The following is a 25,868-nucleotide window of genomic DNA, read 5'->3' on the forward strand; positions in this document are numbered from 1 at the left end:
TGTTCATTACACCGACATCATAATTATTATATCAATAAAAATGAGCTTTGCCTAGAAAGGATTCCTATTGTTTCGATTTTTCTCCAACTTTTCCACTAGTTTCATTTGTACCTTCGGAAAAACGACCGAATCAAATGCAGCAGGCTTCAACCACTTCGAAGTTTTGTTCTCGGTAAATTCCTGTTCTGCTTCCTCGGTTGCCCGTCCGTAAAAAAGGAGGACATGCCATTTCAGATGACTAAAGACATGAGTAACTTCTCCTAAATGACGTGTCTGCCAAATAAAAAGTTCCTGCTTTTCGAAGGGAAGCTCTTTTCCGTCTTCTGCTACTAGATCATCAAACAAATCGACTTCCCGTTTTGCTTCCCATCCTTTTTTCAATCGCTCGTACTCCTCTTGTGTCACTTCCACCATTGGAAATGTCCACATATTCGCTAGCAGTTTTTGGCTATCTCTTTCTTCAAAATAATACGCTCCAGAATGATTTTGAAGAGCCGCACTGATATAATAAACGTCTTTTGGCTTTGCTTTTTTTGTTTTTACAGGAAAGCTCGTTTGGATCCCTCGTTTGTTGGCTAAACAAAAGGCTTGGATCGGACAAGCTTCACACTTTGGAGAAGTTGGTGTACAGATAGCTGAGCCTAGATCCATCATTGCTTGGTTGAATTCACCTGGATACGTTTCATCAATGATTTTCCGCATCGCTTCATCAAAGATTTTCCTGCTGGAAGCTTTGGCGATATCTGCTTCAATGCAAAACAATCTGCTGACTACTCGCATCACGTTACCGTCAACTGCAGGTTCTGGAAGTCCAAATGCTATACTTGCTATCGCTCCTGTCGTATAGGGGCCTATCCCTTTCAATGAGCTGATTTCTTCAGGCGTTTGCGGCATTTTTCCGTCAAATTCAGACATGATCTGTTTAGCAGCTGCTTGGATGTTTCGGGCTCTTGAGTAATAACCAAGCCCCTCCCAAGCTTTTAAAAGCTTTTCTTCTGGAGCAGTTGCCAATTCTTCAATTGTAGGAAACCATTCCATGAAGCGATAGAAATAATCGATCACTGTATCTACTCTGGTCTGCTGGAGCATGATCTCAGAGATCCAGATACGATAAGGATCCCGATTGTAGCGCCATGGCAGGTTTCTTTTTTCTTGTTCATACCATTGAATGAACTGATCTTGAAATTCTTTTGTTTCTTCGTCTGTCCATTTTTCCCATTCTTTATTCACTTTCCTCTTCCTTTTCCGTAATGAATCGCTGGATCATATCCAAATCAAATCCTTTTTGATATAAGCTTTGTTTTACTTTTAGGTTTCTTTTTTTAGGTTCAAATCTTGAATTTCTTCGCCATAGTTTATCCCCTTGTTTGACTAAATAATCATATTCTGTTTCCTGGTCTACTTCTTGCGGAAGATCAGCCATCGCTTGTTGGATCACTTCTTGAGAAAAACCTTTTGTCATCAGAGTTTGTTGGATTTTCCGCAATAATTCTTTTTGGCTTTTCCCATGATTTTTTCCAAATATTTTTTCAGCCGTTTGACGTGCATTTTGAACTTGGTCTTCAACTGTATACTGGTCGAGCGCCTGTTCAATAATCTCTGGTTTTAATCCTTTTTGCTGCATTTGCTGTGACAATTTTTTTGGACCTTTGTCACTTAAGCGCATATTCGTGCGCACATAACTTTCCCCATAGACCAAATCATTGACAAGATCCAATTCTTTTAAGCGGGCTACGATTTTATTTCGATCTTCTTGAAGGATTTCCTTTTCTTTTAAGTATGTTCGGATTTCTTTTTCTGACCGTAACTGATAGCTTAAGTAATTCATTGCTAGCTGAAATCCGAAATCAGCTCCACTGCTCTTCTTGATCTCTTGGATAGTTTCTTCGTCTAATTCCCGTCCTTTTAACAAACGATAGCGTACTAATACATCTTCAGATACTTGTAAAGCTTCTCCTTCAGATAAATCTACGCGATAGAAAGGGCCTTTGCCTTTACTGATTCTCGTAACGGTTAACATAAACATCCTCCTCGAACATATATTCTCTATCATACCATAGAAAATCCCCGTAATCAGGTATTATATGTTAGAATAAACCACAGAAAAAAGAAAAAGGGAGATACTTATGGCAGAAACAATTGTCAAAAATGGACAAACGGTTCCTTTGAAAATCAAGCGTTTAGGCATAAATGGCGAAGGAATTGGTTATTTCAAACGATTGATTATATTTGTTCCGTATGCACTACCAAAAGAAGAAGTACTAGTCAAAATCACGAAAGCAACTCCTCGTTATGCAGAAGGAGAATTAATAAAAGTCAAAAAACCAAGCAAAGATCGCGTAGTGGCGCCATGTCCTGTTTATTATGAATGCGGTGGCTGTCAATTACAACACTTAGCCTATCAAGCACAATTGGATTTTAAAAAGGATCTACTCTTGCAAGCATTGGAAAAATTCAAACCAGCAGGCTTTCGATCCTACCAGTTGTTACCGACGATTGGGATGGATGATCCATGGCATTATAGAAACAAAGCACAATTTCAATTACGAAAAAATAAACAAACGCAAAAGGCCGAAGCTGGTTTATATGAAGCAAACTCGCATCAGTTAGTTCCTATAACAGACTGTTTGGTACAAGAACCCCGAACACAAAAAGTGATGAATACTGTTGTTCAACTATTGAATAAATTTGATGCACCCATCTATGATGAACGGACAAACAGTGGTATTTTCCGCACGATCATGGTCAGAATCGGTGTCAAAACTGGAGAGCTGCAAGTCGTTTTTATTACTCGCAGTAAAAAATTCCCACAAAAAAACGCAATGATTCGTGAGATCAATGAACGCCTGCCCGAAGTTGTTTCGATCATGCAAAATGTCCAAGCACAAAAAACATCTCTCGTGATGGGGGATGAAACGATCCACGTATGGGGAAAAGAAGCCATTGAAGAACAAATCAATGAAGTGACTTTCGATCTTTCTCCTCGCGCCTTCTTTCAGTTGAATCCTCAGCAGACCGAACTGCTTTATGGTGAAGGAATCAAAGCATTAGATGCCCAGCCTGATGAAACAATCGTAGATGCTTATTGCGGAGTTGGTACGATTGGTTTAAGTGTAGCAAAAAAGGTCAAAGAAGTCCGAGGAATGGATACCGTTCCTCAAGCAATCGCTGATGCAAAAAGAAATGCGGAAAGATTAGGGTATCACAACACTCGATATGAAGTCGGTACAGCCGAACAAGTTCTACCTAAATGGTTGAATGAAGGTTTTCAGCCAGATGGTATCATCGTAGATCCGCCACGTACGGGTTTGGATAACGCATTGATTCAATCGTTACTGAAATTTCCACCAAAAAAACTTGTTTATATCTCCTGTAACGTTTCTACACTTGCCAGAGATCTGGTTCATTTAAGTAAAAAGTTCAATGTTGAATATTTACAGTCTGTTGATATGTTTCCTCAGACTGCACGTTGTGAAGTCGTCGTGAAGATGACGAGACTTGCTGATTAAATGAGAGAAGGCGTGAGCCTGCCATTCAGCTCCGAGTCACAAGGAACAATTTCAAAAAAAGCTTTTCATGTTTGATGACTATTGTCACTTGTGACCGAGGAGTTGGCAGGCGAACACTGCTTATTCAAAAAAAGGGTTGTGACACGTTTTTTGTCACAGCCCTTTTGATTATTATTGGATATTCACGTCAATCACTTGATAGAATGCATTTGTCGTATCACTGATATTCCATACTGCTAAAATCACATTGTATCCTTTGCGGTCTTGAGGAAGTGTGATTGTTTGGTTGACTGTTTTTGGTGGGACGGTTGCTTTGTCGTCTATTTTTGTGATCAATTCAAAATCGCTAAATTTCAAAGGTTGATCAGGGTTCCAATTTGGCTTGGTAATGTAGTAATCCCAAGTACTTGTCCGATGTTGCGCTGTTAAATTCCAAGTAATATTCAATGTTCCTGGATTGACCATATTTTTATGCCATCTGTTAGATGTTTGTTCGTCTAAAGGTTCAAATCCGCTGACTCCTGCACTGGCGATTTTTCCATCAATGAATGTATTTTTGGTAGCTTCGATACTTTGCGGTTCCCATTGTGCTCTTCCGACATTTTGGTTTAGATTCCCTGCTGCTGATGTTCCTAGGTATGCACGACTTCCAGGAGAAGTAATATAACCGTGTGCGAAACCTGGAATGCTGAAACCGAACAACCCTAAACTAACTAACCCGATAAACAATAATGTACTAATCTTTTTCATGTAGAAACCTCCTTCATTTGATACACACATTGTAAACGCTTTATTATGTTAGCGCAAACATTATGCTTTTATAATTTTATATTAAAATAAAAAGAAACAGGAGCTAAATAAAACTCCTGTTTACATTTTTTATTTATTTTTCATATATACCTATGAATCAAGAAATCTGTCTCCAAGGTCCCCATTCTCCAGATTCACTTGGATTATTGTTTTGAGTCCAGTACTTAGCTTCATAGATGATGCCTTCGTATACAACACGATCGCCAGCCATATAAACTTTTTCAGGATCCCATACTGGATATTCACTTTCATTGTCCGCTAATGTTGTAAACGTCAATGTTGTTTTATCCGAAATATTACCAGAACGGTCTTCTGCTGTAAGTTCCACTGTATAAGTTGTATTCTCTTTTAAATTCTCAAAAGTATACCGGGTATCTATTGTGCTTCTTTCAACTACTTCTTCGTTTCCAATCAATCGAAGGTTATACTTTTCAATAAAATCATTATCTGTCGCAGGCGACCAACTTAGCGCAGCACGCCTAGAGGTCACCAATTCTGCTTTAAAATTTTCTGGAATAGTTGGTTTTTCTTTGTCTTCTGGAAGAGGTGTGTCATCTGTAAAACGTTGTGCCACATTTAAAAATTCATACCGATTATTGACTTGTCCTTGTCCTCCATCGACCTTTGAATCTCGATTCATTGACCAGTAGGAAACCATCCCAATATTTCGTTCTTTTGCATGCTGAACAACTCGATTGAACATCGTTGCTGTAAAGTATGGATGAGCTTCGCTTTCAAATCCGATTGATGGAGTGGTTCCTAATTTAGCATATGCTTGTTCTGTCGTCAAAGTCGTTCCCATAAATCTTTGATAATACTCTTTTAACTGCACCATTGTATTATCCACAGCATCAAGCGACCCTTGGGCATAATCTGGTACACTGCTTCCGTAACACATCGTCATTAGATTGATATTTGTCAAATCCACTCCTGCCTCCAGATAAGCTTGTAACACTGCTAATCCGGTCGAAATCAGGCCAGTATCCATGACTGGCAAGGTCAACGTTACTTCTACACCAGTTGCTTCTTGAACTTTCTTTACCGCTTTTGCATTTGCCAAATTCTCTTCATATCCCATCGCAGCGGCTTCGACATCATAGTCTACACGTGTCAATCCATAGCCTTGGATAACTTCCATATAGGCATCATATAAAAGTGCTTGATTTTGAGTGACCTCCCAAAATGCTCCTGAATTCAGTCCGCCAAACGAAACAGCTACATCTCCGCCATTTTGACGTAATTCCCGAATAGATTTTTTGATTCCTTCATACTGCCATTCGTCATTATCAATCTCACTTAGACCATTAAAACCACCCCAAGCCCAGTCGATTCGACCATTTCTAATACCTCTTGCCTGTAAAAAACCTAATTTAAAAAATTTCTGTCCTGTTTGTTGAGCAACAGCTGCTAAGTTCAATGCACCATTATTAGATAGTTCTTCATCAGAAGAATAAGCAGTTATATCCACATAAGGAGCAACTACTTGTTTTGGCCACTCAATTCCTTGTCCTACTCCAAAATCGGGATTAGTCACTACTGTTTGTTCGATTGCAGATGATTCTTGTACTTGAATCAGCAATGCAGGAGAAAAAAGCATCGTGCTGAGTGCCGCCCCAGTAAGTACTTTGCGTAAACCTCTTTTCATATTTATCAACCTTCCTATGTATAATTTTTTACTTCAGCCAAGCTTTTATGTAATCGATTACAATATAGATTGTAACAGAAGTTAATAAGAAAATAACGAATTGTAAAAAACATGAGAATTATTTAATACGATCTTTTTCAAATTCATGATTCATATAAACAAATTTTTAACTTTTTTAAATAACAATATTTCTCCATTATTCTTACTTCACAAACTAAATACAGGTATTGCTGTGATTCTTCATGTAAAATATTATTATAGAAAGGAGTTAATAGAATGAAGATGATAAAAGATATTCGTTTTTGGGTTTGTGTTATAGGAATTGTCATATTAGGCTTTTTATCAGGATTGCTTAGCGGAAATCCTGGAGAATATTACTATTCTTTACAACTTCCGCCATTTGCACCACCTAGTTGGATATTTGGACCAATGTGGACCTTATTGTATATTTTGATGGGTATTTCTCTTTATTTGTTGCTTAATCACAACAACAAAAAACAGCGAAACAACCTTGTAGGTCTTTTTGTGATTCAGTTCATTTTTAATTTCATATGGACTGCTCTATTTTTTAATTTAAGAAATATCTTCGTTGCAGCAATCGATATTACACTTTTGGTTATTTTCTTGTCAGTGCTTATGTATCAATTATGGTTGCATCATCGCCTAGTCATGTGGCTCATGATTCCTTATTATTTATGGGTTCTATTCGCAACTCTACTGAATTATTCGATTTATTTTTTAAACTAAGTGCTAAAAACTGAAAACTTGTTAAAAAGTATATTTAACACATAGAAAGAGTGCCACCTAAGTTAGATTTTATTGTCTAATTTAGGTGGCACTCTTTATTAACCAAACTATTTTTTTCTAGTACCCACTTGTTGTTCCATACTCATTATTCTGGTCATAACCATAACCATTTTGTTCCTGTCCAGCATAAGGATCATAACTTTGAGTATCTTGACTTGGTGTATAGTACTGACTTGTATCTTCTGTTTGCTGATAATAGGTATTCGGATCTTGGTACTGATCATAGGTGTTTTCTGAATAGGAAGAATAATCAGTGTATCCTTCACTATTCGATCCATCACCGGTTGTCGAATCGGCATCTTCCGAATCATCAAAGAACATCATTGAAGCATTCTCATTTTTCAAATTAGGTAATGTGTCACTTGTTTTGATATTTAATTGTTTCTTCAGTTCATTTTGAATCGAAAGAAGATCATTTTGTCCTAAAATCTGATAGTAGACTTCATTGATCATTTGACCTTCACCTTGCAACTGGTCTTGTTTGATCGTTTCGAATGCTGCCGTGTAATTCGTTGCTACATCAAGCATGTCATCCCAATTCAAGTCCGTTGTCACATTGTTTTCGACTGCTTTTAAAATTTTTCTATAATTGCTTACGCCATCTAAACTTAAAACTTTATTGACGATTTTCGTCACTACTTCCCGCTGACGACGTTGTCGCCCGATATCTCCTTCTGGATCTTCGTGTCGCATTCGGGAATAGGCTAATCCTTTTTCTCCATCCAATGTTTGTTCACCTACTGGTACATGGACACCATCCAACGTAAAGTCGATTTTATTATTCACTTTGATGCCGCCGACCGCATTGATCAAATCTTCCATACCGTCCAAATTGATGGTTACATAATGATCAATAGGAATATCAAGCAGTTGTTCAATTGAATCCATGGCCATTTCGACGCCGCCAAATGCATAGGCATGATTTAATTTATCTACCGTTCCATACCCTACGATATTCGTATAAATATCTCGGTCCAAACTGATAATCGTTGATTTTTTTTGTTTCGGATTAACGGTTACTACCATCATCGTATCAGAACGCCCTTGTTCTGTTCTTCCTAATCCACCGGTATCTAAACCTAATAGCAAAACCGAAAACGGTTCTTTGTCATCAATACTTACTTTCTCAGAACGTTTGGAAGATATTCGATTAGAGTTTTTAGATATTTTGTTTACTGTTTGGCTCGCTTCTCCCATAAATCTGATACCGTATGCTGATAATCCGGCTATCAGCAAAACGAGTATACCTAATAAGGTTAATAGAACTTTTTGCCATCGCTTCATAGTACACCTCTGTCTCACATTTTCTAAAATATTGTCTCATACAACTGTTCAATCAGCAAATTCACTTTTTAATCATAAGAAAACTTTAAAAAATAATTCTTGTATAATAACCGTTCTTTTAAAAATTTTCTCAAAATTCTTAACTATCATACCACACCACGAAAAAGTTCGAAAGCCCGAATATACGCAGTTTACAACCGTTTTATCTTTTTTTATGCATTTTTTGCTAGAAAAATTGAACAACCAGGTATTTCACAAAAATAGGAGTGTGACATCGACCTGCCACACTCCTTTCCCGTCATTTTAACGATTCCTCTCTACTCTGTTCAGACTAACATGGCGTTTCCCTAATACCTTCTATAAAGTCTGACTTTTCATATTATGCTTGTTTCCGATCTGACGCACATATTTGCCGATTTCATGAAAATCACTTCCAGTAACTGATCCTTTTGCTAAAACTAAACTGTCTTCTATTAGTTTTGTTTCCAGATCATTGCATAATTCCTGAAGTGAATCGAACCATTGAAGCCGATCATCTGTTTTCTGTCCTTCTTCAAAAAGCAATTTAAAATGTTCCCCATAACCATAAATATGCGTGGCAGCCGATTGGTTTAACTCCTCTTGTACAAAGCGGTGGATTTGCTTTGTTGAATCGCCTAAATCAGCGATTTGTCCAAGTATCAAGACTTTATTTCCTTTATAAAATGGTTGTATCCCATCAAAGTAATTGATTGCATTTTTCATGGAAGGCAATGAAGCGTTATGCGTATCATCAATAAAGGTGAAGTCTGTCCCTGTTTCTGATGTATAAATCGTACGTTCCAATATCTTAGGTAGTGGTTTGAATGTCTCAAATTTTTTTATATATGGAGAGATCTCTTTTTTCAGTTCTTTTGCTACAATCAACGCAGCCAATGAATTAGCGATCATCCCTTCTGAAGAAACTGCAAGTTTCAATAAAATATCTTCTCCGAAAAAAGAAACTAGGACTTCGCAATATTCTCTTTTTTGTGAGATTTGTTTCACAAAAACATCTCTTGAAGCATCATGTAATGAATAGACCACTATTTTGCTGGTTCTTTTCTCAGCAGCGCTTACTAAAATTGAAAATTCTTCTTTTCCTATATCTCCATTGATGATGGCGATTCCATCTTGTTTCAGGCCTTCGAAAATTTTTGCTTTATGCACTGCTACTCCTTTTGTATTTTTTAAAGAACTAAGATGTGCTTCTCCAATCGAAGTCACAATAGCAATATCTGGTTGTATCAAATTAGACATCGACCCTGTATCATATGAATTCAAAGCATTGACAGAAACTTCAAGATTCAAGACATCAGGATTAGAAAGTAATTTACTCATGTATAAAGGAACAGCAAACCGAACGTTGTGATTTCCCCTGTTTTCCAAAACTTTCTCTTCTTGAAGCAAATGAGTGATCATCATTCGCGTAGAAGTCTTCCCTGCTGACCCGGTAATCGCAACAACCGGATTTACAAAACAGGACCGCAATTTCGCGGATAATTCCAATAAAAATTTCCAACTGTCTTCTACGATGAACTGTGGTGTCGTCACTGACGGATCCATGATTGGTTTTTCAGTAACGATCACACCAAACCAATTTTCTTTTCCGATGATTTGTTCATTTCCATCTCGCCATCTCACGACCTTTCGATTGACGTAACTCCTTCTTTCTGGCGAAACACAAACAAACATCGTATCAGAATAATCCATGTTTCGTTTTAAGTGGCCTGAGAAATATTCAACATCTTGGATATTTCTATCTAAATCTCCATATTTCTTTAAATAATGGCCATCCATATCAACTAATAATGAATGTATAGAAGTCATAACTCTCCTCCTGTTTTTCTTGTTTTTTCTATATGGTTTACCACCTGCCTCTTCTTGGCCTTGCTTGGTTTACATATCTGGAGGCATTCGGTTCGATCCTTTTCGGAGAGTCATCTTGATCCACTTCCCAAGGATACAACCCATCTTCATTTTTCTTATATTGACTTAAATCTGATTCTTTCAGATTATTTTTATGATCATTTTTCCGACGTATTTTAAGACCTAAATAGAAAACACCAAATGCAGCTAATGCAGCAAAGCGAATGAATCCAACCATTCTTCTCACTCCTTCTTTTGATCATACATTCGATAGTTAATCAATCCTGATAAAAAGTGCTCTGCATCATCGATCCTCATACGAAAACGATCATGACGTGCAAAAAAGCCATATTTTATTGTTTCTGGTTCTTTGAAGAATTGAGCAAATTCAGGGAACATGACCCCAGTAGTAATCTCATGTCTCACCCTTTTTTTCATTACTGTATTTATTCTTTCTTTTACCTTATAGAAGTCAGTTTCTTCAGCAAAAATCGTTTTTCTCCACGTGCTGAACTCCAATTTTCTCATCATTTTTGAAGCAGCGACAAGCAATTCCAGCATCGTAGGATAAGCAGTATCTCTTTTATCAATAAAGTCGATATTATCTAACGCATTTTTTATACCGAAGCGATAATATTCTTCTGTCTGGCTATGTTTCAGCATTTCATTGGTCGCATAACTTAACCAATGATCATGATACTTTTGATAGTCGTTCGCTACGAACTGGTCCATCAAACCTTGACATATAGCAAAAACTTCTTTATTGCCTAAAATCTCATATGCTCGAAGCAAAGAGAATAAAATTTCACCATCATAATAAATGATCCGAAATTTTTCTTTCGTTTCTAGTTGTGCATTAAGTACATGAATCGTTCGATGCTCATTTGTTAAAAATTTAGCGGAAACAGTTTCTATCAGACGATTTAGGATTGGAACGTATTGTTCATCACCTGTTTGTTGGATGTATTTTGAAAAAGCTAAGATTGCTGTAGCCTGTGCTCCTAGCTTATATTCAATCTCTGTGTTTAAATAATCCTTGATTAAAAAATAACCGTCAGTCTCCGAAGTCAGATTTTCAATCCCCCAAGATAAACCTTTTTCAACATCTAAGAGCATTTTTTCATCTGAAAAGTATTCTGCTGCTTCGGCTAGCGCATATAAAGACGAAAAGTGTCTCACGGAATTGTAACCTTTAAGCAGTTGATTATAACAAGGATAATATCCGTAAATAAATTTCCCTGTAGCAGTTAGCTGGTTTTGTAGATACATACTTCCTTTTTCGATCACTAAATCTGTTATTTCTGATAAATTTTCATATGAAACTTCCCGTAAGCAATTTCCATTACCGTAATCTTTCAAAGGATAAATATGACCGTCTTCAAAATAAAAAGATTTTGTTTTAAAATAATAGAACGCAGAACGCTCCAAGTAGCTGAGATCTGTCTCTTCACGACCATACTTGCGTTTCACATAACTGCGGTAATTTTGAGCGTCGATTCTTAAATCAGGAAGATTCTTCCCAACTTTATGTGTTTTACTAGGTTTGATGATCGCATTTGCTACCAGTTCTTCTTTTAAAAAACTTCTTTTTCTCAACCCATCGATTCTCACATTGAAATCAATGTAATTATTTCTTCTAATTTTTTTTAAGCGCTGTATAAACTGTTCATAGTTGGTTTTTTCTTCTTCAATAGCAATATCAATTCTTAAATAAGTCGTCTGATCCAGCTTATTGACATGGTAAGCTGTCAAAAAATTCCGCCAAATCATATCAAAATTACTGCCGTAGAATTCAAAGATCTTTCCTCTATTCGTAAAATCTCCTGTAGAGACGATCAACAATTGTTTTGATACATTTGTTTCAATTGTTTCTATCATTTCTTTGATTGCTGGCAAATAGCTTTCTTTTGTCTTAACTAGCACTCAATCACCTCATATTAAAAAGAAGTTGCGGCAAACAAAATCTGAACATCCGTTTTTATCAAAAAATCATAGATACGGAACTGCTTGCCGCAACGGCTTCTTTCTTAATTATTCATTGTTATCTGTTTTTTTATTTTTTTTGATTTTCCAAATTCCTAAACCAGATAGTGTAGACAGAGCTGCTCCTAACCAAGAAAGTGAACTATGAAGTGTCTCAGCAGTTTTTGGCAAGGATTTCGGTGTAGAACCACCTGTAGTACTTGGTTTTGGTGTATTTGAATGACCATGTCTTATTGGCATCTGGCCTGGATCTCGATCATGAGAATGTATGTCTCCCATTGGATGATTAACATCAGCGTCAGCATCGGCATCAGCATCAGCATCGGCGTCAGCGTCGGCGTCAGCATCGGCATCGGCATCGGCATCGGCATCCGCATCGGCATCCGCATCCGCATCCGCGTCAGCATCGGCATCCGCATCCGCGTCAGCGTCAGCATCAGCGTCGGCATCTGCATCAGCGTCGGCATCAGCATCAGCGTCAGCATCGGCATCTGCATCCGCGTCCGCATCGGCATCCGCGTCAGCATCAGCATCCGCATCAGCGTCCGCATCGGCATCCGCGTCGGCATCTGCATCAGCGTCGGCATCCGCATCAGCATCCGCATCGGCATCTGCGTCGGCATCAGCATCCGCATCGGCATCAGCATCGGCATCAGCGTCGGCATCAGCATCAGCATCGGCATCAGCATCGGCGTCGGCATCAGCATCAGCATCAGCATCAGCATCGGCATCGGCGTCCGCATCAGCATCTGCGTCGGCATCGGCGTCCGCATCAGCATCCGCGTCCGCATCTCCTTCATCATCATCTGGAATAATTGCTGCTGTTGGCGCACTTGCTACACCATTTTCATCATAAGCAATCAATTGGATCTGTTCTAAGGGCACAACATCTTCTGCCGAGACTGGAATAGCAAAATTACCATTTTCATCTGCTTGTCCCTCTGCAATCATATTTCCTTCGTCATCATAAATACGAACTGTGGCATTGGGATCTGCCATCCCAGTCACCTCATAACCATCAGTAGAATTACCTGTAACTTCTACGTTATAAGGAGCAGTGACTTCTTCAGCTGCATAAAACACTGGAGAATAGCCATCAACATTCGAAGCAATAGAGATCGATAGAATGTCTGATTTAAGAATGGTACCGATAAATCCTGCTTCATAAGGAACAGTCATGTCGACACCTGCATTTGTTAAGTCTGCATAAGTAGGATCTTGGATCGTTGTCGGTATAGTAACAGTCGTTTCACCCAAAATACTTGCATCAGCAAGATTACCAAGGAAAGAAGAACCGACATTCACCAATGCCAAAGCGGTATTAAACGTAAGATTGAACGCTGGCTTGACTGTAACTGCTAAAGCAGTATTGATTGTTCCGGCCGCTGCATCTCCAAGAAGCCCTCCAGTTGAAGTTGCCTCGATTGCTTGAACTGCATTATTGATTCCGCTCAATATATTACTTAAATTTTCTCGTAACACGGTTTCCAAGGCACCGTCTAGCTCTCCGTAGATGTATTCATCCCCTTGCATTTGAAGCTGCAATTCTACTTCAGCAGAAGTCAGTGTACTTAGATTATTCAATAAAGCAAGTTGTTCATAAACTTCCGAAAGATTCACTGTAGCTAAAGGATTCAAATTAATCAAACCTTCTACTGCTCCTACCAAAGTAGTCACCGCTCCATCTACAATATTTAATAGAGGTGCTAAACTATTTCCTGGAAGCAAAATATCTGTGTAGAAAGTACCCGTTCCATTCGGAGTGACCAATCCTTGCATTTCTTCTGGAATAGCTAAGACAGCACGACGCGTTCCATTAATCACGCTAACATCAATACCACTATTCGCTGATATAACAAAATCAACATCCCGACTCGCCCCCTGAAGAAGAAATGGGGCAGCAGCTGTAGTCCCACTAGTATTCGTTGTACTTAAATTGTTAAACAGTTGCCCACTGATTACATCTGCATGTACTTGTTGAGAACCAATAGTAAATAATGGCGTAGCCATTGAGATTGGTGTGATCCCTAACATCACGCCAGCTGCAATGGATGTACCGGCAAGCAAGATTTTTTTCGATCTACTTTTTGCCCGTGCCTTCTGGTTCATACTTTTTTTATAATCCTTTTTCATTTTGTCCTCCTGTCACCCTTCTATCGTTCATCCCCAAATTTTTGATCGTTATAAAAAAGAAAAGATTACAACACCCCTTAGCTATCATTTTTTAATCAAAAAGATATCTTTTTGTGCAGATTTTGTTTTCAACTTAAGTCAGAGGAAGTTTAACAACATCTCAATGATAAATCTATTATTAAGTTTTAATCTTTTTTTAAATAACCATCCAGTTTTCACGAAAATAAAGTACAAAATAATCGATTTTCTATTTTTAGTATAAAATTATGCTTTTTTTATGAGATGAATTATAATGAAATTAAGCATAAAAGAATAAAAAATATTTTTATCTTTTTTGAAGTAAATTTATTCACAAATAAATAAAATAACGAGAAAATTAATCTTTTGTCTATCAAACTAAAGGTATAGCTTTTCATATAACAAACTTTTTTTATTATAAATTGTTTTTTATTCATACATTTTTTGATAAAAATAACATTATTTTTTAATATCAAGATAACTTAAGTACTAATTATTGATTGGAGGAACTAAAATTCATGGATTTTTATTCATTATTGGAAAAGACCACACGTTTGCAGATTACTATTCTTGATACCATCTATCATTCCAATAAAATTTGGTCTATCGAACAATTAGCTGAATTCACTGCTTGTGACAAACGTTCTGTACAAAATTATTGTGAACAAGTACGTACCCTCTCCATTAGCGATCAGTTCAGAAAGGAAGGGCGTAATTATTTATTTTTAGGTACCAATTCGGATTTTCAAGAATTGATTCTTTCCATTTTGAAGCGCTCGCCTATTTTTCATCTATTGAAAAATTTATGCCTTGACTCGAAAGTAACGATTGCGGAATTCACTGAAGATAATAACATCAGTGAATCCATCCTTCGGCGGCACATTACTCGCATCAATCAGATACTAAAAAAATATCAACTGCAGATCAAAACAAAAAAAGGCGAGATGTATTTCAAAGGAAGTGAGATGCAAATTCGTTATTTGATTTATTTGATACTATGGCCATCCTATCGCAGTGTTGAATGGCCTTTTGCTTCAATAGAGTTTCATCAATTATTCTCAGAAGTGGAGGATTCTTTTGCCATTGTCCATCAAAAACCAAATAAGATAAAAATGATCGAATGGTCCTTTATACTAGCTGTTACTTATCTTCGTTCTCAACAAGGACACGTTATTCCAGCAAAAGAATTACCTGATTTTTCACTTGACCTTTGGAATGGCTTTGAAAAAATGGCTGAAGAGTTAACAACGAATTATAAACGTATGCGTTTCAGTCTGACAGATAGCATGTTCTTGTTTCTTTGGATGCAATCTCGGGCTGCTTTTTATTTGAAAGAGGACTATCTGCAAACTGCTTTGCGTATCCATACAAAAATTGCGACCCCTGTAAAACAACTGCAGACTAGTTTTTATTCTTATATTCATTCCAATCGATTTAAGTCTGCCCAACTCCATTCAAAAAAGTCGCTGTTGAACAGTACACTGCTCGCAAATGGGATGCATGGATTGCTATTTCCTCAATTTTCGATCGTCAAACATGAAATTACCTCTTTTATCGAGATGAGTTATCCGGCATTCCACCGAGAAATCAACCGATTGACGGAACAATTTAAAAACGAATCTGAGGAACTTGATTGGTTGCATTCTTGGAATTTAGCAGAAGCGTTCATGTTGATCATTTCTCCTACTTACTTTAATAAAGAAATCAAAATCAAATTTGAGAGTGACCTTCCGATTGGTTTGGAGTTAGCATATATGGAAATTCTTCAAGAACAGCTGAGTATGTATTTAAATGTTGTGTTTACTAACGACCTTTTATTTAAGCCGGAATTGATCATCCGAACAACTGATACTTCTTTAAAAACCGTTACTTATGAAGAAGATGTACCTTGCTTGACAATTAGTTATGAAATGTCTAGTGAACAAATCTATTTACTTAGTCAAGAAATCAAAAAACTTCTTGAATAGACAAAAAGACACGACTCCCTAAGAAGTCGTGTCTTTATCCAACAAATTATTATAATTTAGTCACTTCAGCAGCTTGAGGACCGCGCGCACCTTCAACAATCGTAAATTCTACTTCTTGGCCTTCTTCTAGGCTCTTGAAGCCGTCTCCTTGAATTGCTGAGAAATGAACAAATACGTCATCTCCGCCATCTACTGTAATAAACCCAAATCCTTTTTCATTGTTGAACCATTTAACTGTTCCGTGTTCCATAAATGTATAGCCTCCAAAAAAGTTCTTGCAAGTAACCTTGCAAGAACATTATACCCAATTTAGAAAACGCTCGCAAGCTTTCACTCGTTTATTTTCCAAATTATTTTTAAGACTGATATGATGGAGAAAATAGTTATTTTGCTGCTTCGAAACGTTTATTTACTTCGTCCCAATTAATAACATTCCAGAATGCTGCAATGTAGTCTGGACGTACATTTTTATATTTCAAATAGTAAGCATGTTCCCAAACATCTAAACCTAGAATTGGTGTCTTACCTTCCATCAATGGAGAATCTTGATTGGCAGTAGAGGTAATAGCTAATTTCCCATTCTCCATTACAAGCCAAGCCCAACCAGAACCAAAACGTCCAGCTGCTGCTTTTTTGAATTCTTCTTTAAAAGAAGAGAAATCGCCAAAAGCTTCATTAATTGCTTCTTTTATTGCCCCAGTAGGTTCGCCACCCGCATTTGGTGCCATGATTTCCCAGAAAAATGAATGGTTAGCATGTCCACCACCATTGTTGCGTACAGCTGTTTTGATATCTGTTGGAACAGCATCCATATCAGATAATAATTCTTCTATTGTTTTTTCGCCTAATTCTGGATATTTTTCGATTGCTGCATTTAAATTCGTTACGTAAGTATTGTGATGCTTGTCATGATGCAGGTGCATCGTTTCTTCATCAATATAAGGTTCCAATGCGTCATATGCATAAGGTAAATCTGGTAATGTGTAAGTCATAAAAAAATTCCTCCTCAATGTTTTCTTTATAATGTCTACATTACAAAGAGTAACAAAGAGAAGGAAATTCTTCAATAGTTATGCCTAGTCGTCTTTTTCTCCTTGGCCTACTTCTTCTTCAAAAACCTCAGTTTCTTTGAAAATGAACAACTTGCTGAAAATGTAATTAGCTAGGATAACAATAATTTGAGTGATAATTTTTGCCACATATTCATTGCTGTTCATGACATTGATTAATAACACCATTGCTCCCATGTCCAACCCGTAAGAAAGGATGCGGTAAAAGAAGAACTTACCACATTCAATAAGCGCATGTGTAAAATTCGGTGATTTTGAATGGAATACCCAAAGTTTGTTCGTCACAAAAGCAAACAATACAGAACAAAACCATGAAATAGAATTGGACAGAGCCATACTTAAATCAAAATATTGGCGTGCGAGGGCAAAACTAACAAAGTTCACAATCGTAGCCAAACCACCAAAAAAGAGATAAACCAGTATCTCCCAATATCCCTTTGCTTCTAAATATCCTTTTATTTGTCGATACTGCTTCATGAGCCAACCTACCTTATTAGAAATTCTTATTTATCATACTCTATTTTTCAGTAACTTTCATCTTTATTTAAAAAAATTAATTTTTTTTGGTCTTTTACATGTGTCTCTGCTTGGATCGTTACATGTGTAATCCCATACTTTAATTTTAATAAAGAAGTTATACGCGGATAAGCCTTTTCAATCTCGCTTAGCAGCTGATCTTCAAAATCAATATGTCCGTCGAAAATAATAATCTTTTCGCTATACTGCCAAATATGGACATGATGAACATCTTTTACCCCTTCGATTGCTTTGATTTCTTGCTCCATTTTTTCATAGTCGATTGTAGGCGCACTTTGTATCAAAATAGCCGCAGCTTTTTTAATCACTATTATCGCTTCTAACAATATATATATCGAAATGATCAATGTAATAACTGGATCAATCCAATAGATACCGAAAAATCGAATCAAAACTGCTCCGATAATCACACTTATCGAAGACAGTGTATCGCTTAACAAATGCAGATAACTAGATTTTATATTCAAACTTTCGTCTGCTTCTTGTCTCAACAATAACGTCGAAAACAAATTCGCGAGCAATCCGATAACTGCTACTATCAGCATCAAATGACTATTTATCTTTTCTGGGGAATTGAACCGTTTGAATGCTTCAACAGCTAAGAACAAAGATAATATGATCAGTATGAATGAGTTGATGAACGCACTCAATATTTCTAAACGCTGGTAACCGTACGTATGCTTTTCATTTGCTTCTTTTTGGGCCATTTTTTGTGCTCCATAAGAAAAAATGATTGCTAATGTATCACTAAGGTTATGAAAAGCATCTGAAACAAGAGACAAACTTCCCGACGCAACCCCTCCAATAAATTCTGATAAAGTGATCACCGCATTCAGCACCACTACCCCAAATAGCTTTTTTGATGATCTCTGTGGCTGTGTATGCACGATTCATTCCTCCATTTTATTTGTATTGGATAATCTTAAATCAAGAATAACATTTTTTTGATATTTCACCAATCATTCAGATGTTTCCTTAAAGCACTTGTATTTCACTTGATACTTCGCTAGAATTGCAAGTGATGACACTACTAGATGAGGAGTACTTATGACAACAAAACAATTAATTATCAGTTCCTTTATACGATTCAAAGACCTTAAGGAGGCGAGAAACGTTCCATTTTGGAAAGCTATTGTCTATCTTCTGGTTTTGAGTGTAATTATGGCTCTGCCAATCTCTTTTCAAGTTTTTCAAGTCTTAAATAACATTCAATTGGATGGACAAAAGATTGCTACCCGCATTCCTGATTTTACAGTCCAAAGCGGACAGCTTCAAACAAAAGAAAAAGAAGGTTTCATTTACCAAACAAACTCCATTATCTTTACATTTGATCCAGAGGGAAAACGTACAGAACAAGACATCTCTACTGATTTGATGGGAAATTTCGTTAGTGTCGGGATGTTAAAAGACAAACTTATCATTGCTCTTCCCAATACAGGCACTACCTCTGCTTTATTGAATAATAATCAGTTAGAACTTCCCTACACCAATGAATCTTTAAAAAATTTAACAGGTAAGCAGCTTCGATCCTTCTTAAGTGAAGCATCTATACCGATTTGGGTAAAAGCCCTGACCTTTCTATTTTCGATTTATCCTAGTTTCTTGAATCTGCTGATCACTTTACTATTTGCCAATATCGCTGCTTTTCTCTATGCACGCTTTCGACTAACAAAAGCTACTTTCCTTGATTGCTTGAAGACATTGATTTATTCAATCTCGTTACCGACTATCATTGCAACACTCTTGATGATCTTTCTCCCTTCTTTTGACACTAGTGCATTTATTGCTTTTGCAGGTATCTTTATTTTTGCTCAAGCTGTCAAAGGATGGTCAAAAATATCGATCAGTTAGAAATACAGACAACTTATTATTTCAACTTCAATAAACTCTTTTAGAGGTTGTGGCAGAAGCTACTTCTGGAACACCGTTTATTCGGAAAAAGAGTTGTGACACATCTTTTGTCACAACTCTTTTTTATTTATACAATATTAATTTCTAAAAAAGCATGGCACTTCAAAGTTCTTCTTATATGCGCTACACTTAAAGTAAAGAAAGGCGGGTAATCAACTATGTCAGAAAGAATCATTTACGCAGATCGTCCATTTCGTGACGAATTTATCGAAGAAATCCATACTATAGCGCCTGGTTATGTCTTCAAGACAGAATTACAACCAGAAGATCTACCAAATGTAGAAATCAGTTTGGGTTGGAACTCAAACTATCAAGAAAAACTATTAGCCTCTTCTAACTTGAAATGGGTACAGTCTATCTCAGCGGGAGTTGATCAACTCCCACTTGAAGCATTTTCAAAAAAACATATCTTACTTTCAAATGGAAGTGGTATCCACAGTGAATCGATCACCGAGCACGTATTAGGAATCATTCTAGGTTATTCTCGCGGTCTTTTCCAAGCACAAAGGGCACAGAGTGAAATGAAATGGTTAGGTTCCTCAATCCATTACCAACCTATCCAAGGGAAAAAAATATTAATCATTGGAACTGGCCATATTGGAAAAATGATTGCAAAGAAAGTCAAAGCATTGGATATGATTTGCTATGGAATCAATACATCCGGTCATCCAGCAGAAGGAATGGAAAAAACTTTTTCTTTAAAGCAACTTCAGGAAGTTCTTCCTGAAGTAGATTTCGTCGTCAATATCTTACCTCTAACGGAGGAAACAACTGGACTCTTTGATCAACACCTATTTGAACACTTTGATTCAAAAGCTGTATTTATCAATGTCGGTCGTGGCGCTTCTGTTAAAACGCAAGATTTGATACAAGCATTAAACAAGCAGCAACTTTCCTTTGCAGCATTAGACGTTTTTGAGGAGGAGCCTCTACCACAAAATCATCCTCTTTGGAAAATGGACAATGTACTGATCACGTCCCATATTGCAGGTTTGACACCTGATTTTCAAAAGAAATTAATGTCTATTTTTTTAACTAATCTAAAAAGCTACCTTGCTACTCATGACCTTCAAACCAATCAAGTCAAATTGTCTGCAGGATATTGATAGCTGAATCAGCCTATTTTAAGCAAGAGGGTGTGACAACTTGTCACACCCTCTTGCTTCTATTGTTTTTTAAAGTGATAGGTTGGTTCTTCTAGTTTTGGATCATAATCTACAAGTAAATCATATCCTTTAAAAAACCATTCATCTGCATCCTCAATAAAAAACAGTGTCCCATCTATTTCCACTTTCTTGACAGGATGTTCAGGCTGTTCCACTGACATCCCAATCGAAAAACCATCATGAACTTCTGTTTTGCCGTAGACTTTTCCAAAAAAACGTATTCCGTAAGTTTCTGGCAGATCGATTTCTGATTCAAACCATTTTTGTGCTTTTGGCGTTACTGTTAATTCCATCCTAACAACCTGCTTTCTATTGATTCATCTTATCGTCTAAAATATCCACATCGCCTGTCTCACCAATCACTAGCAGATTATCGTTTTCACGAACGTATTCATCTGCTGCAGGTGAAGCGATCACCGTTTGATCTACTCTGCGAATTGCAACTACTGTTAAGTCAAAACGTTGTCTAAAATTTAATTCAGATAATGTTTTATTGAAAAATCTAGGATTGGATACTCGGATTTCTGCTAAAGAATATTTATCTGACAACTCTAGGTAATCTAAAATATTCTTTGATACTAAATTGTGCGCAATCCTTATTCCCATGTCTCGCTCGGGATGGACGACGCGATCAGCTCCGATCTTTTCAAGTACTCTGGCATGATACTCATTTTGGGCTTTTGCTAAAATATTTGGTACGCCCATTTCCTTTACCATCAGAGTAACTAAGATACTGGCTTGAATATCTTCTCCAATAGCGACAATTACATGATCGAAATTTCTTATGCCTAATGATCGAAGTGTCATTTCATCCTGTGCATTTGCCACAACAGCATGAGTGGCTATATTCATATATTCATTGACCCGATCTTCATTACTATCAATAGCCAGTACTTCTTGACCAGTTTCGATCAGTGTTCGGCAGATACTTCCGCCAAATCGTCCAAGACCTACAATTGCAAAATTTTGTTTCACCGTTTTCCTCCTTTAGTATCTTCTTTTCTCAGTATAACAAAGCCTTTACAAAAACAAAAGCAAGCATTCTTTTGCGGAAAAAGAGGTTGTAAAAGAGACGTTCAACCTTGAGCGACGACAAAATCGTGCCTTATTACCGATAGCAGTCTCTTGAATACTGTTTATTCAGAAAAAGGGACTGCGACACGACTTTTGTCACAGTCCCAAACTTTCCCCACTATCTTTCTTGTATAGTTTGTTTCACTATAAATTTTCGCCAGTCACACTCTCTACAATTCCTTTGGCGATCATATCGATATTATTTCGGATATTTGCTACATCATTTGTATTCGTTATGAAGCCTAACTCAGCTAAACGGTAAGGTATCCCTCTTGATTGCAATACATTCATGTTTAGTAAGTCAGCTCGCAGATTGATCCCTCCTGTGTTTTGTACCGATCCCCAAAGACCTACATAATTTCGTATGACGTTGGCGATTGCATAATTTTGTGCAGTCAATGAGTTCCCATTACGATGAGCGATTACATGACCGCCCGTGCTAACCCCAATGACGCCACTGTCTAAATGAAATTCTGATACAGAAGAAAATGAACTGCTAATCGTATATGCACCTTGCATACGTTGAGAATCTTGATACATATCTGCAGCTGTATTATAAAAAGTGATCCGATTCCTCGTTAAACGAGCAGCCCATCTTTGTAAATGAGGCATCAATTCTCCTCTAGTAAAATCACGCTCATTGACACCATTATAAGAAGCACCAGGATCATTGACTCCATGTCCCATCACAAATAGATGGTTAATAGATGTCTGATAAGGATTCGTCGTTGGTCCAGGGGCTGCTGCACCTTTTTTGACAATTACGACTTGGATTGCTTCCATTGGCAAATTCAATCTAGATGTTCCAGCATATTGATCATTTTTTGCCCAATCTAACCAGCCAAGACGTGCTGAATGGACTCGGTAATAAATGTCATAGAAACGATTTAATTGTCCAGTCAAACGTATTCGAACTGCCTCTGTATGAAGAGCTCTTCCAGTTGTTCCCGAAATCTCGTTATTTCTACTATAATTTTGCCAACCTATATTTTGTACATGACTTGTATACTCCACTGCACCAGGAAGTGGCGTGTTTGCTACATTGATTCTTAAAGCTTCTATCCTAGCGCTTTGCCCTGTCAGCCCCGCATTGTTTCCATTGCTTTGAACAGATTGCCAGCCAATATTTCGTAAATGTGCTTGGTAGTTTATGGTTGGATTTTGTAAAGTATTTTTATCGTAAAAAGCCGTTCCTGTACCCGGAGCTGCTTGTCCTTTCGGTACTAATTGGACTTCAACAGCTTCAACTTGATAAACAAATCCCGCAGTTCCTGCATTCTCCCCATTTCTTGCCCATCCTAACCAGCCAAAATTCGCCGAGTGGACACGATAATAGACATTATAATATTGACTCAACTGTCCTGTTAATCGTACTCTCATCGCTTCAATTTGAGCATATCGATCCGTGGTCCCTGCAATCTCATTATTTTTGACATAATTTTGCCAGCCAATATTTTTAACATGCGCACTGTATTCAATATCCCCAGTTAGTGTTGTATCTGAAATTTGCATTCTCATTGCTTCGATCCATAAATTCTGTCCAGTCGTTCCAGATGTTGCTCCATTTGTTTGATTTTCCTGCCAGCCTTGATCTTTAACAAAAGACTGGTAGGAAATCACTGGGTTATTTTTCCCTTTTTCAATAAAAGCATTGCCTGTAACTGGTCCAGTAGCCTCTTTTCTGACAAGTTGCACTTGGATTGCTTCCATTTGATATACATATCCTGCTGTACCGGCATTTTCACCATTTTTTGCCCATCCTAACCAGCCAAAATTTGCTGAATGAACACGGTAATAAACATCATATGTCTGAGCTAGCTGTCCAGTTAACCGAATTTTTATTGCTTCCATTTGCAAGACTCTTCCAGTTGTTCCCGAAGTTTCTCCGTTCTTCACATAGTCTTGCCAACCTATATTTTTAATGTGACTACTATACTCGATATCTCCAGTAACACCTGTACCAGAAGTAGATAGTTTAATCGCTTCAATCCATAAATTTCTTCCCGTGGTTCCAGCAGTCGCTCCATTCGTTTGATTTTCCTGCCAGCCAATATTTTTGACATGTGTTTGATAGGTGATCGTAGGAGTCGCAGCTAACGCACTTCGTCTATAAATTGGTGAACGATCTGTGGTTTCGTCAGAAGTTTGTGCTGTTTCTTTTGTCTGAGATTCATTTTTTTCAGCTTCTACAATGACCGTGAATTCACCGAGGACTTTTTCAGCGTTCTTCAACTCTACCTTAGCTTCCCCAGCTTCTTTTGCTGTTACTTTACCGTTCTCATCTACTTCTATTACTGATGGGTCAGAAGATTCCCATAACGGATCCGATATGATACTTCCATCGGGGACACTCGTGTACGCAAGTTGTTTTGTTTCTCCTTTCTTCAATACTATAGATGATGAATCAGGTACGATAGAATCAGCCTCTTTTTGTTCTGGTTCCATATATTCGACCGTCACTTTTACTGTCAATGTTTTTTCTGCTGCTTCTTCTAATACTGCGTCGTCTGAAAAATCTACTTCATAAATATAGCTTAATGGAGTCTGTTCGCTTGAATAAAAGTGACTCCCATCATACTGCCATTTCTCTGTTTCTAAAGTCGTTTGTTCTTTCTCTGGTTTCAGCGTGTCATCATTTATTTCCCATTTATTATCCATTTTGTTTGCAATACTTGTAACCGTTTGATTTTCTCCCTTAAAATACGTTAATTCGCTATTTTGGGAAAGATCAATTTTTGAAAGTTGGTTAGATGAAACATCTAAATACGCTAATTTCTTTAATTCGTGTACATCTAATTCTTTCAGCTCATTGTTTTGTACTTCGATCTTCGTTAAATTTTTAAAGAAATTGACTCCCTCTAGTGTCTGTATCTGTAACCCTTCCAAGTTTAACTGTGTTACTTCCAATAATTCATTTGATAAGTAACCATCTTTATCTGTATCAATCATTTCCAACAACCAATTTCGAAAATGATCATCAGGAAAATTACTTTTATTGATTTCTATTTTTTCTGTTATTTCATTATTTTCTGAATATTCTCCTGAATCTTCTTCCTTAGCTGAGTCCTGTGGCAAGGAGTCGTCTGTACTTTCATGGGTCGTCGACTCACTCATTGGTTGTGTGGAAGTCTCTGTTGTATGTTCCGTTTTTAGCTCATCAGAAGTGCTGCTTTGAGTAACAGCATAAGCATTTGGCGCAACTGATCCTGTCAATAACAACAGGCTTAAGAATAGTCCTATCCACTTTTTCTTCATAATTTCCTCCCATGTTCTTTCGCTTTTCGGATAAAAATTTCTCCTATTACTATTAAACTATAAAAAAAGAAAAATGAACAGTTGGTGAACAGAAAAAGAGATTAAAAACAGGATGAATCCTTTATTTTATGTAAAAAAAGAGGGTAGATTAGCTAAATCTTTCCCTCAAAAAATCATTATTTCACCAAACCATGTTTGAATGCATAGATAGCGGCTTGTGTACGGTCTTCCACTTCTAGCTTAGCCAATATATTGGAAACATGTGTTTTTACTGTTTTCAGTGTAATGAACAATTCGTCCGCTATTTCCTGATTACTTTTCCCTTCAGAAATCAGCATTAAAATTTCATTTTCCCGATTCGTTAGTTCTTCATGTAATACAGGCTCATTTCGCCGACTCATTTTTTCCATCATTTTTGTTGTCACTTCTGGTTCTAATACTCGCTCGCCGCGTTGCGTTGCCCTTATAGCATCAGCAATTTCATGTGCGGTAGAAGTCTTCAACAAATACCCTGCTGCACCTGCTTCAATGGCAGGATAAACTTTTTCGTCATCAATAAAACTGGTTACGATAATGATTTTAGCTTCTGGCCAATCTTTTAAGATTGCTTTTGTTGATTCGATACCATCCATTTCTTCCATGACTAAGTCCATTAAAATGACGTCCGGTCGAAGTGTCATCGCCTTCTCATAGCCTTGTCGTCCATTTTCAGCTTCTCCAATTACTTCAATGTCTTCTTGAATAGATAAATAAGAAGAGACGCCTAAGCGCACCATTTCATGGTCATCTACTAATAAAACTTTTATCATCCT

22 protein-coding genes are annotated in these 25,868 nt (G+C 37.3%); 5 read left to right on the forward strand and 17 right to left on the reverse strand.

Annotation, left to right across the window (positions count from 1 at the left end; translation table 11 throughout):
* Positions 1-51 precede the first annotated feature (51 nt).
* Positions 52-1,230, reverse strand: a complete 1,179-nt coding sequence (gene mutY / locus RWU19_RS05570; protein WP_316002453.1) for an A/G-specific adenine glycosylase — start codon at positions 1,228-1,230, stop codon at positions 52-54.
* Positions 1,223-2,020 (reverse strand): recombination regulator RecX, encoded by a 798-nt coding sequence (recX, locus tag RWU19_RS05575; RefSeq protein WP_025477265.1) that lies wholly within the window; start codon positions 2,018-2,020, stop codon positions 1,223-1,225. Before recX ends, mutY begins: the two co-directional genes overlap by 8 nt.
* Positions 2,021-2,126: 106 nt before the next feature.
* Here recX and rlmD point away from each other — a divergent pair, with 106 nt between their 5' ends.
* Positions 2,127-3,509, forward strand: coding sequence for a 23S rRNA (uracil(1939)-C(5))-methyltransferase RlmD (gene rlmD, locus RWU19_RS05580; protein ID WP_002343015.1), 1,383 nt, complete (start codon positions 2,127-2,129; stop codon positions 3,507-3,509).
* Positions 3,510-3,680: 171 nt separating this feature from the next.
* On the opposite strand, the gene RWU19_RS05585 is transcribed toward rlmD, so the two are convergent.
* Both RWU19_RS05585 and RWU19_RS05590 read right to left on the reverse strand, forming a co-directional pair.
* Positions 3,681-4,259, reverse strand: coding sequence for a lytic polysaccharide monooxygenase (locus RWU19_RS05585; protein ID WP_002315302.1), 579 nt, complete (start codon positions 4,257-4,259; stop codon positions 3,681-3,683).
* Positions 4,260-4,416: 157 nt separating this feature from the next.
* The gene (locus RWU19_RS05590; RefSeq protein ID WP_024634798.1) at positions 4,417-5,964 is read right to left on the reverse strand and encodes a fibronectin type III domain-containing protein; all 1,548 of its coding nucleotides are present in this window, start codon (positions 5,962-5,964) and stop codon (positions 4,417-4,419) included.
* Positions 5,965-6,240: 276 nt separating this feature from the next.
* Here RWU19_RS05590 and RWU19_RS05595 point away from each other — a divergent pair, with 276 nt between their 5' ends.
* Positions 6,241-6,711: a TspO/MBR family protein gene (locus RWU19_RS05595; RefSeq protein ID WP_002310332.1), complete on the forward strand. Its 471-nt coding sequence runs from the start codon at positions 6,241-6,243 to the stop codon at positions 6,709-6,711.
* Between the two features lie 117 nt (positions 6,712-6,828).
* Here the strand turns inward: RWU19_RS05595 and RWU19_RS05600 are convergent, their stop codons facing one another.
* The 5 genes from RWU19_RS05600 to RWU19_RS05620 form a co-directional block, all read right to left on the reverse strand.
* The gene (locus tag RWU19_RS05600; RefSeq protein WP_024635874.1) at positions 6,829-8,055 is read right to left on the reverse strand and encodes an LCP family protein; all 1,227 of its coding nucleotides are present in this window, start codon (positions 8,053-8,055) and stop codon (positions 6,829-6,831) included.
* Positions 8,056-8,412: 357 nt separating this feature from the next.
* Positions 8,413-9,903, reverse strand: coding sequence for a Mur ligase family protein (locus RWU19_RS05605; protein ID WP_123838159.1), 1,491 nt, complete (start codon positions 9,901-9,903; stop codon positions 8,413-8,415).
* A gap of 37 nt (positions 9,904-9,940) precedes the next feature.
* Positions 9,941-10,180 (reverse strand): hypothetical protein, encoded by a 240-nt coding sequence (locus RWU19_RS05610; RefSeq protein ID WP_024635873.1) that lies wholly within the window; start codon positions 10,178-10,180, stop codon positions 9,941-9,943.
* Between the two features lie 5 nt (positions 10,181-10,185).
* Entirely contained in the window at positions 10,186-11,865 is a 1,680-nt protein-coding gene (locus RWU19_RS05615; protein ID WP_123838158.1) for a hypothetical protein, read from the reverse strand.
* A gap of 108 nt (positions 11,866-11,973) precedes the next feature.
* Entirely contained in the window at positions 11,974-14,058 is a 2,085-nt protein-coding gene (locus RWU19_RS05620; protein WP_316032187.1) for an adhesive domain-containing protein, read from the reverse strand.
* A 536-nt stretch (positions 14,059-14,594) separates the two neighbouring features.
* On the opposite strand from RWU19_RS05620, the gene RWU19_RS05625 reads away from it, so the two are divergent.
* On the forward strand, positions 14,595-16,043 hold the full coding sequence (locus RWU19_RS05625) for a helix-turn-helix domain-containing protein (RefSeq protein WP_123838065.1): 1,449 nt from the start codon (positions 14,595-14,597) through the stop codon (positions 16,041-16,043).
* Positions 16,044-16,092: 49 nt separating this feature from the next.
* On the opposite strand, the gene RWU19_RS05630 is transcribed toward RWU19_RS05625, so the two are convergent.
* From RWU19_RS05630 to RWU19_RS05645, 4 genes are all read right to left on the reverse strand, one after another.
* On the reverse strand, positions 16,093-16,293 hold the full coding sequence (locus RWU19_RS05630) for a cold-shock protein (RefSeq protein WP_002292860.1): 201 nt from the start codon (positions 16,291-16,293) through the stop codon (positions 16,093-16,095).
* 133 nt (positions 16,294-16,426) lie between these two features.
* On the reverse strand, positions 16,427-17,035 hold the full coding sequence (locus RWU19_RS05635; RefSeq protein WP_002341254.1) for a superoxide dismutase: 609 nt from the start codon (positions 17,033-17,035) through the stop codon (positions 16,427-16,429).
* 84 nt (positions 17,036-17,119) lie between these two features.
* The gene (locus tag RWU19_RS05640) at positions 17,120-17,590 is read right to left on the reverse strand and encodes a GtrA family protein (protein WP_002310319.1); all 471 of its coding nucleotides are present in this window, start codon (positions 17,588-17,590) and stop codon (positions 17,120-17,122) included.
* 47 nt (positions 17,591-17,637) lie between these two features.
* The gene (locus tag RWU19_RS05645) at positions 17,638-18,537 is read right to left on the reverse strand and encodes a cation diffusion facilitator family transporter (RefSeq protein ID WP_123838064.1); all 900 of its coding nucleotides are present in this window, start codon (positions 18,535-18,537) and stop codon (positions 17,638-17,640) included.
* A 160-nt stretch (positions 18,538-18,697) separates the two neighbouring features.
* On the opposite strand from RWU19_RS05645, the gene RWU19_RS05650 reads away from it, so the two are divergent.
* Positions 18,698-19,501: a DUF1189 domain-containing protein gene (locus RWU19_RS05650; RefSeq protein ID WP_123838063.1), complete on the forward strand. Its 804-nt coding sequence runs from the start codon at positions 18,698-18,700 to the stop codon at positions 19,499-19,501.
* A gap of 218 nt (positions 19,502-19,719) precedes the next feature.
* Positions 19,720-20,667, forward strand: a complete 948-nt coding sequence (locus RWU19_RS05655; protein WP_123838062.1) for a phosphoglycerate dehydrogenase — start codon at positions 19,720-19,722, stop codon at positions 20,665-20,667.
* A gap of 59 nt (positions 20,668-20,726) precedes the next feature.
* Here RWU19_RS05655 and RWU19_RS05660 read toward each other — a convergent pair whose 3' ends face one another.
* The 4 genes from RWU19_RS05660 to RWU19_RS05675 all read right to left on the reverse strand — a co-directional run bounded on the left by RWU19_RS05660 (position 20,727) and on the right by RWU19_RS05675 (position 25,865).
* Complete coding sequence (locus RWU19_RS05660; protein WP_002292868.1) at positions 20,727-21,020, reverse strand: HesB/YadR/YfhF family protein; 294 nt, start codon at positions 21,018-21,020, stop codon at positions 20,727-20,729.
* 16 nt (positions 21,021-21,036) lie between these two features.
* A complete protein-coding gene (locus tag RWU19_RS05665) occupies positions 21,037-21,702 on the reverse strand; it encodes a TrkA family potassium uptake protein (RefSeq protein WP_316002703.1) in 666 nt (221 codons plus the stop codon).
* A gap of 243 nt (positions 21,703-21,945) precedes the next feature.
* Positions 21,946-25,056 carry an N-acetylmuramoyl-L-alanine amidase gene (locus tag RWU19_RS05670; protein ID WP_123838061.1) on the reverse strand — a complete coding sequence of 1,037 codons (3,111 nt, stop codon included), beginning with the start codon at positions 25,054-25,056 and terminating at the stop codon, positions 21,946-21,948.
* 176 nt (positions 25,057-25,232) lie between these two features.
* Positions 25,233-25,865, reverse strand: coding sequence for a response regulator transcription factor (locus RWU19_RS05675; protein ID WP_002289153.1), 633 nt, complete (start codon positions 25,863-25,865; stop codon positions 25,233-25,235).
* Positions 25,866-25,868 lie beyond the last annotated feature (3 nt).

Origin of the sequence: Enterococcus sp. 2STP (genome assembly GCF_032465635.1) — a bacterium.
GTDB lineage: Bacteria > Bacillota > Bacilli > Lactobacillales > Enterococcaceae > Enterococcus_B > Enterococcus_B lactis.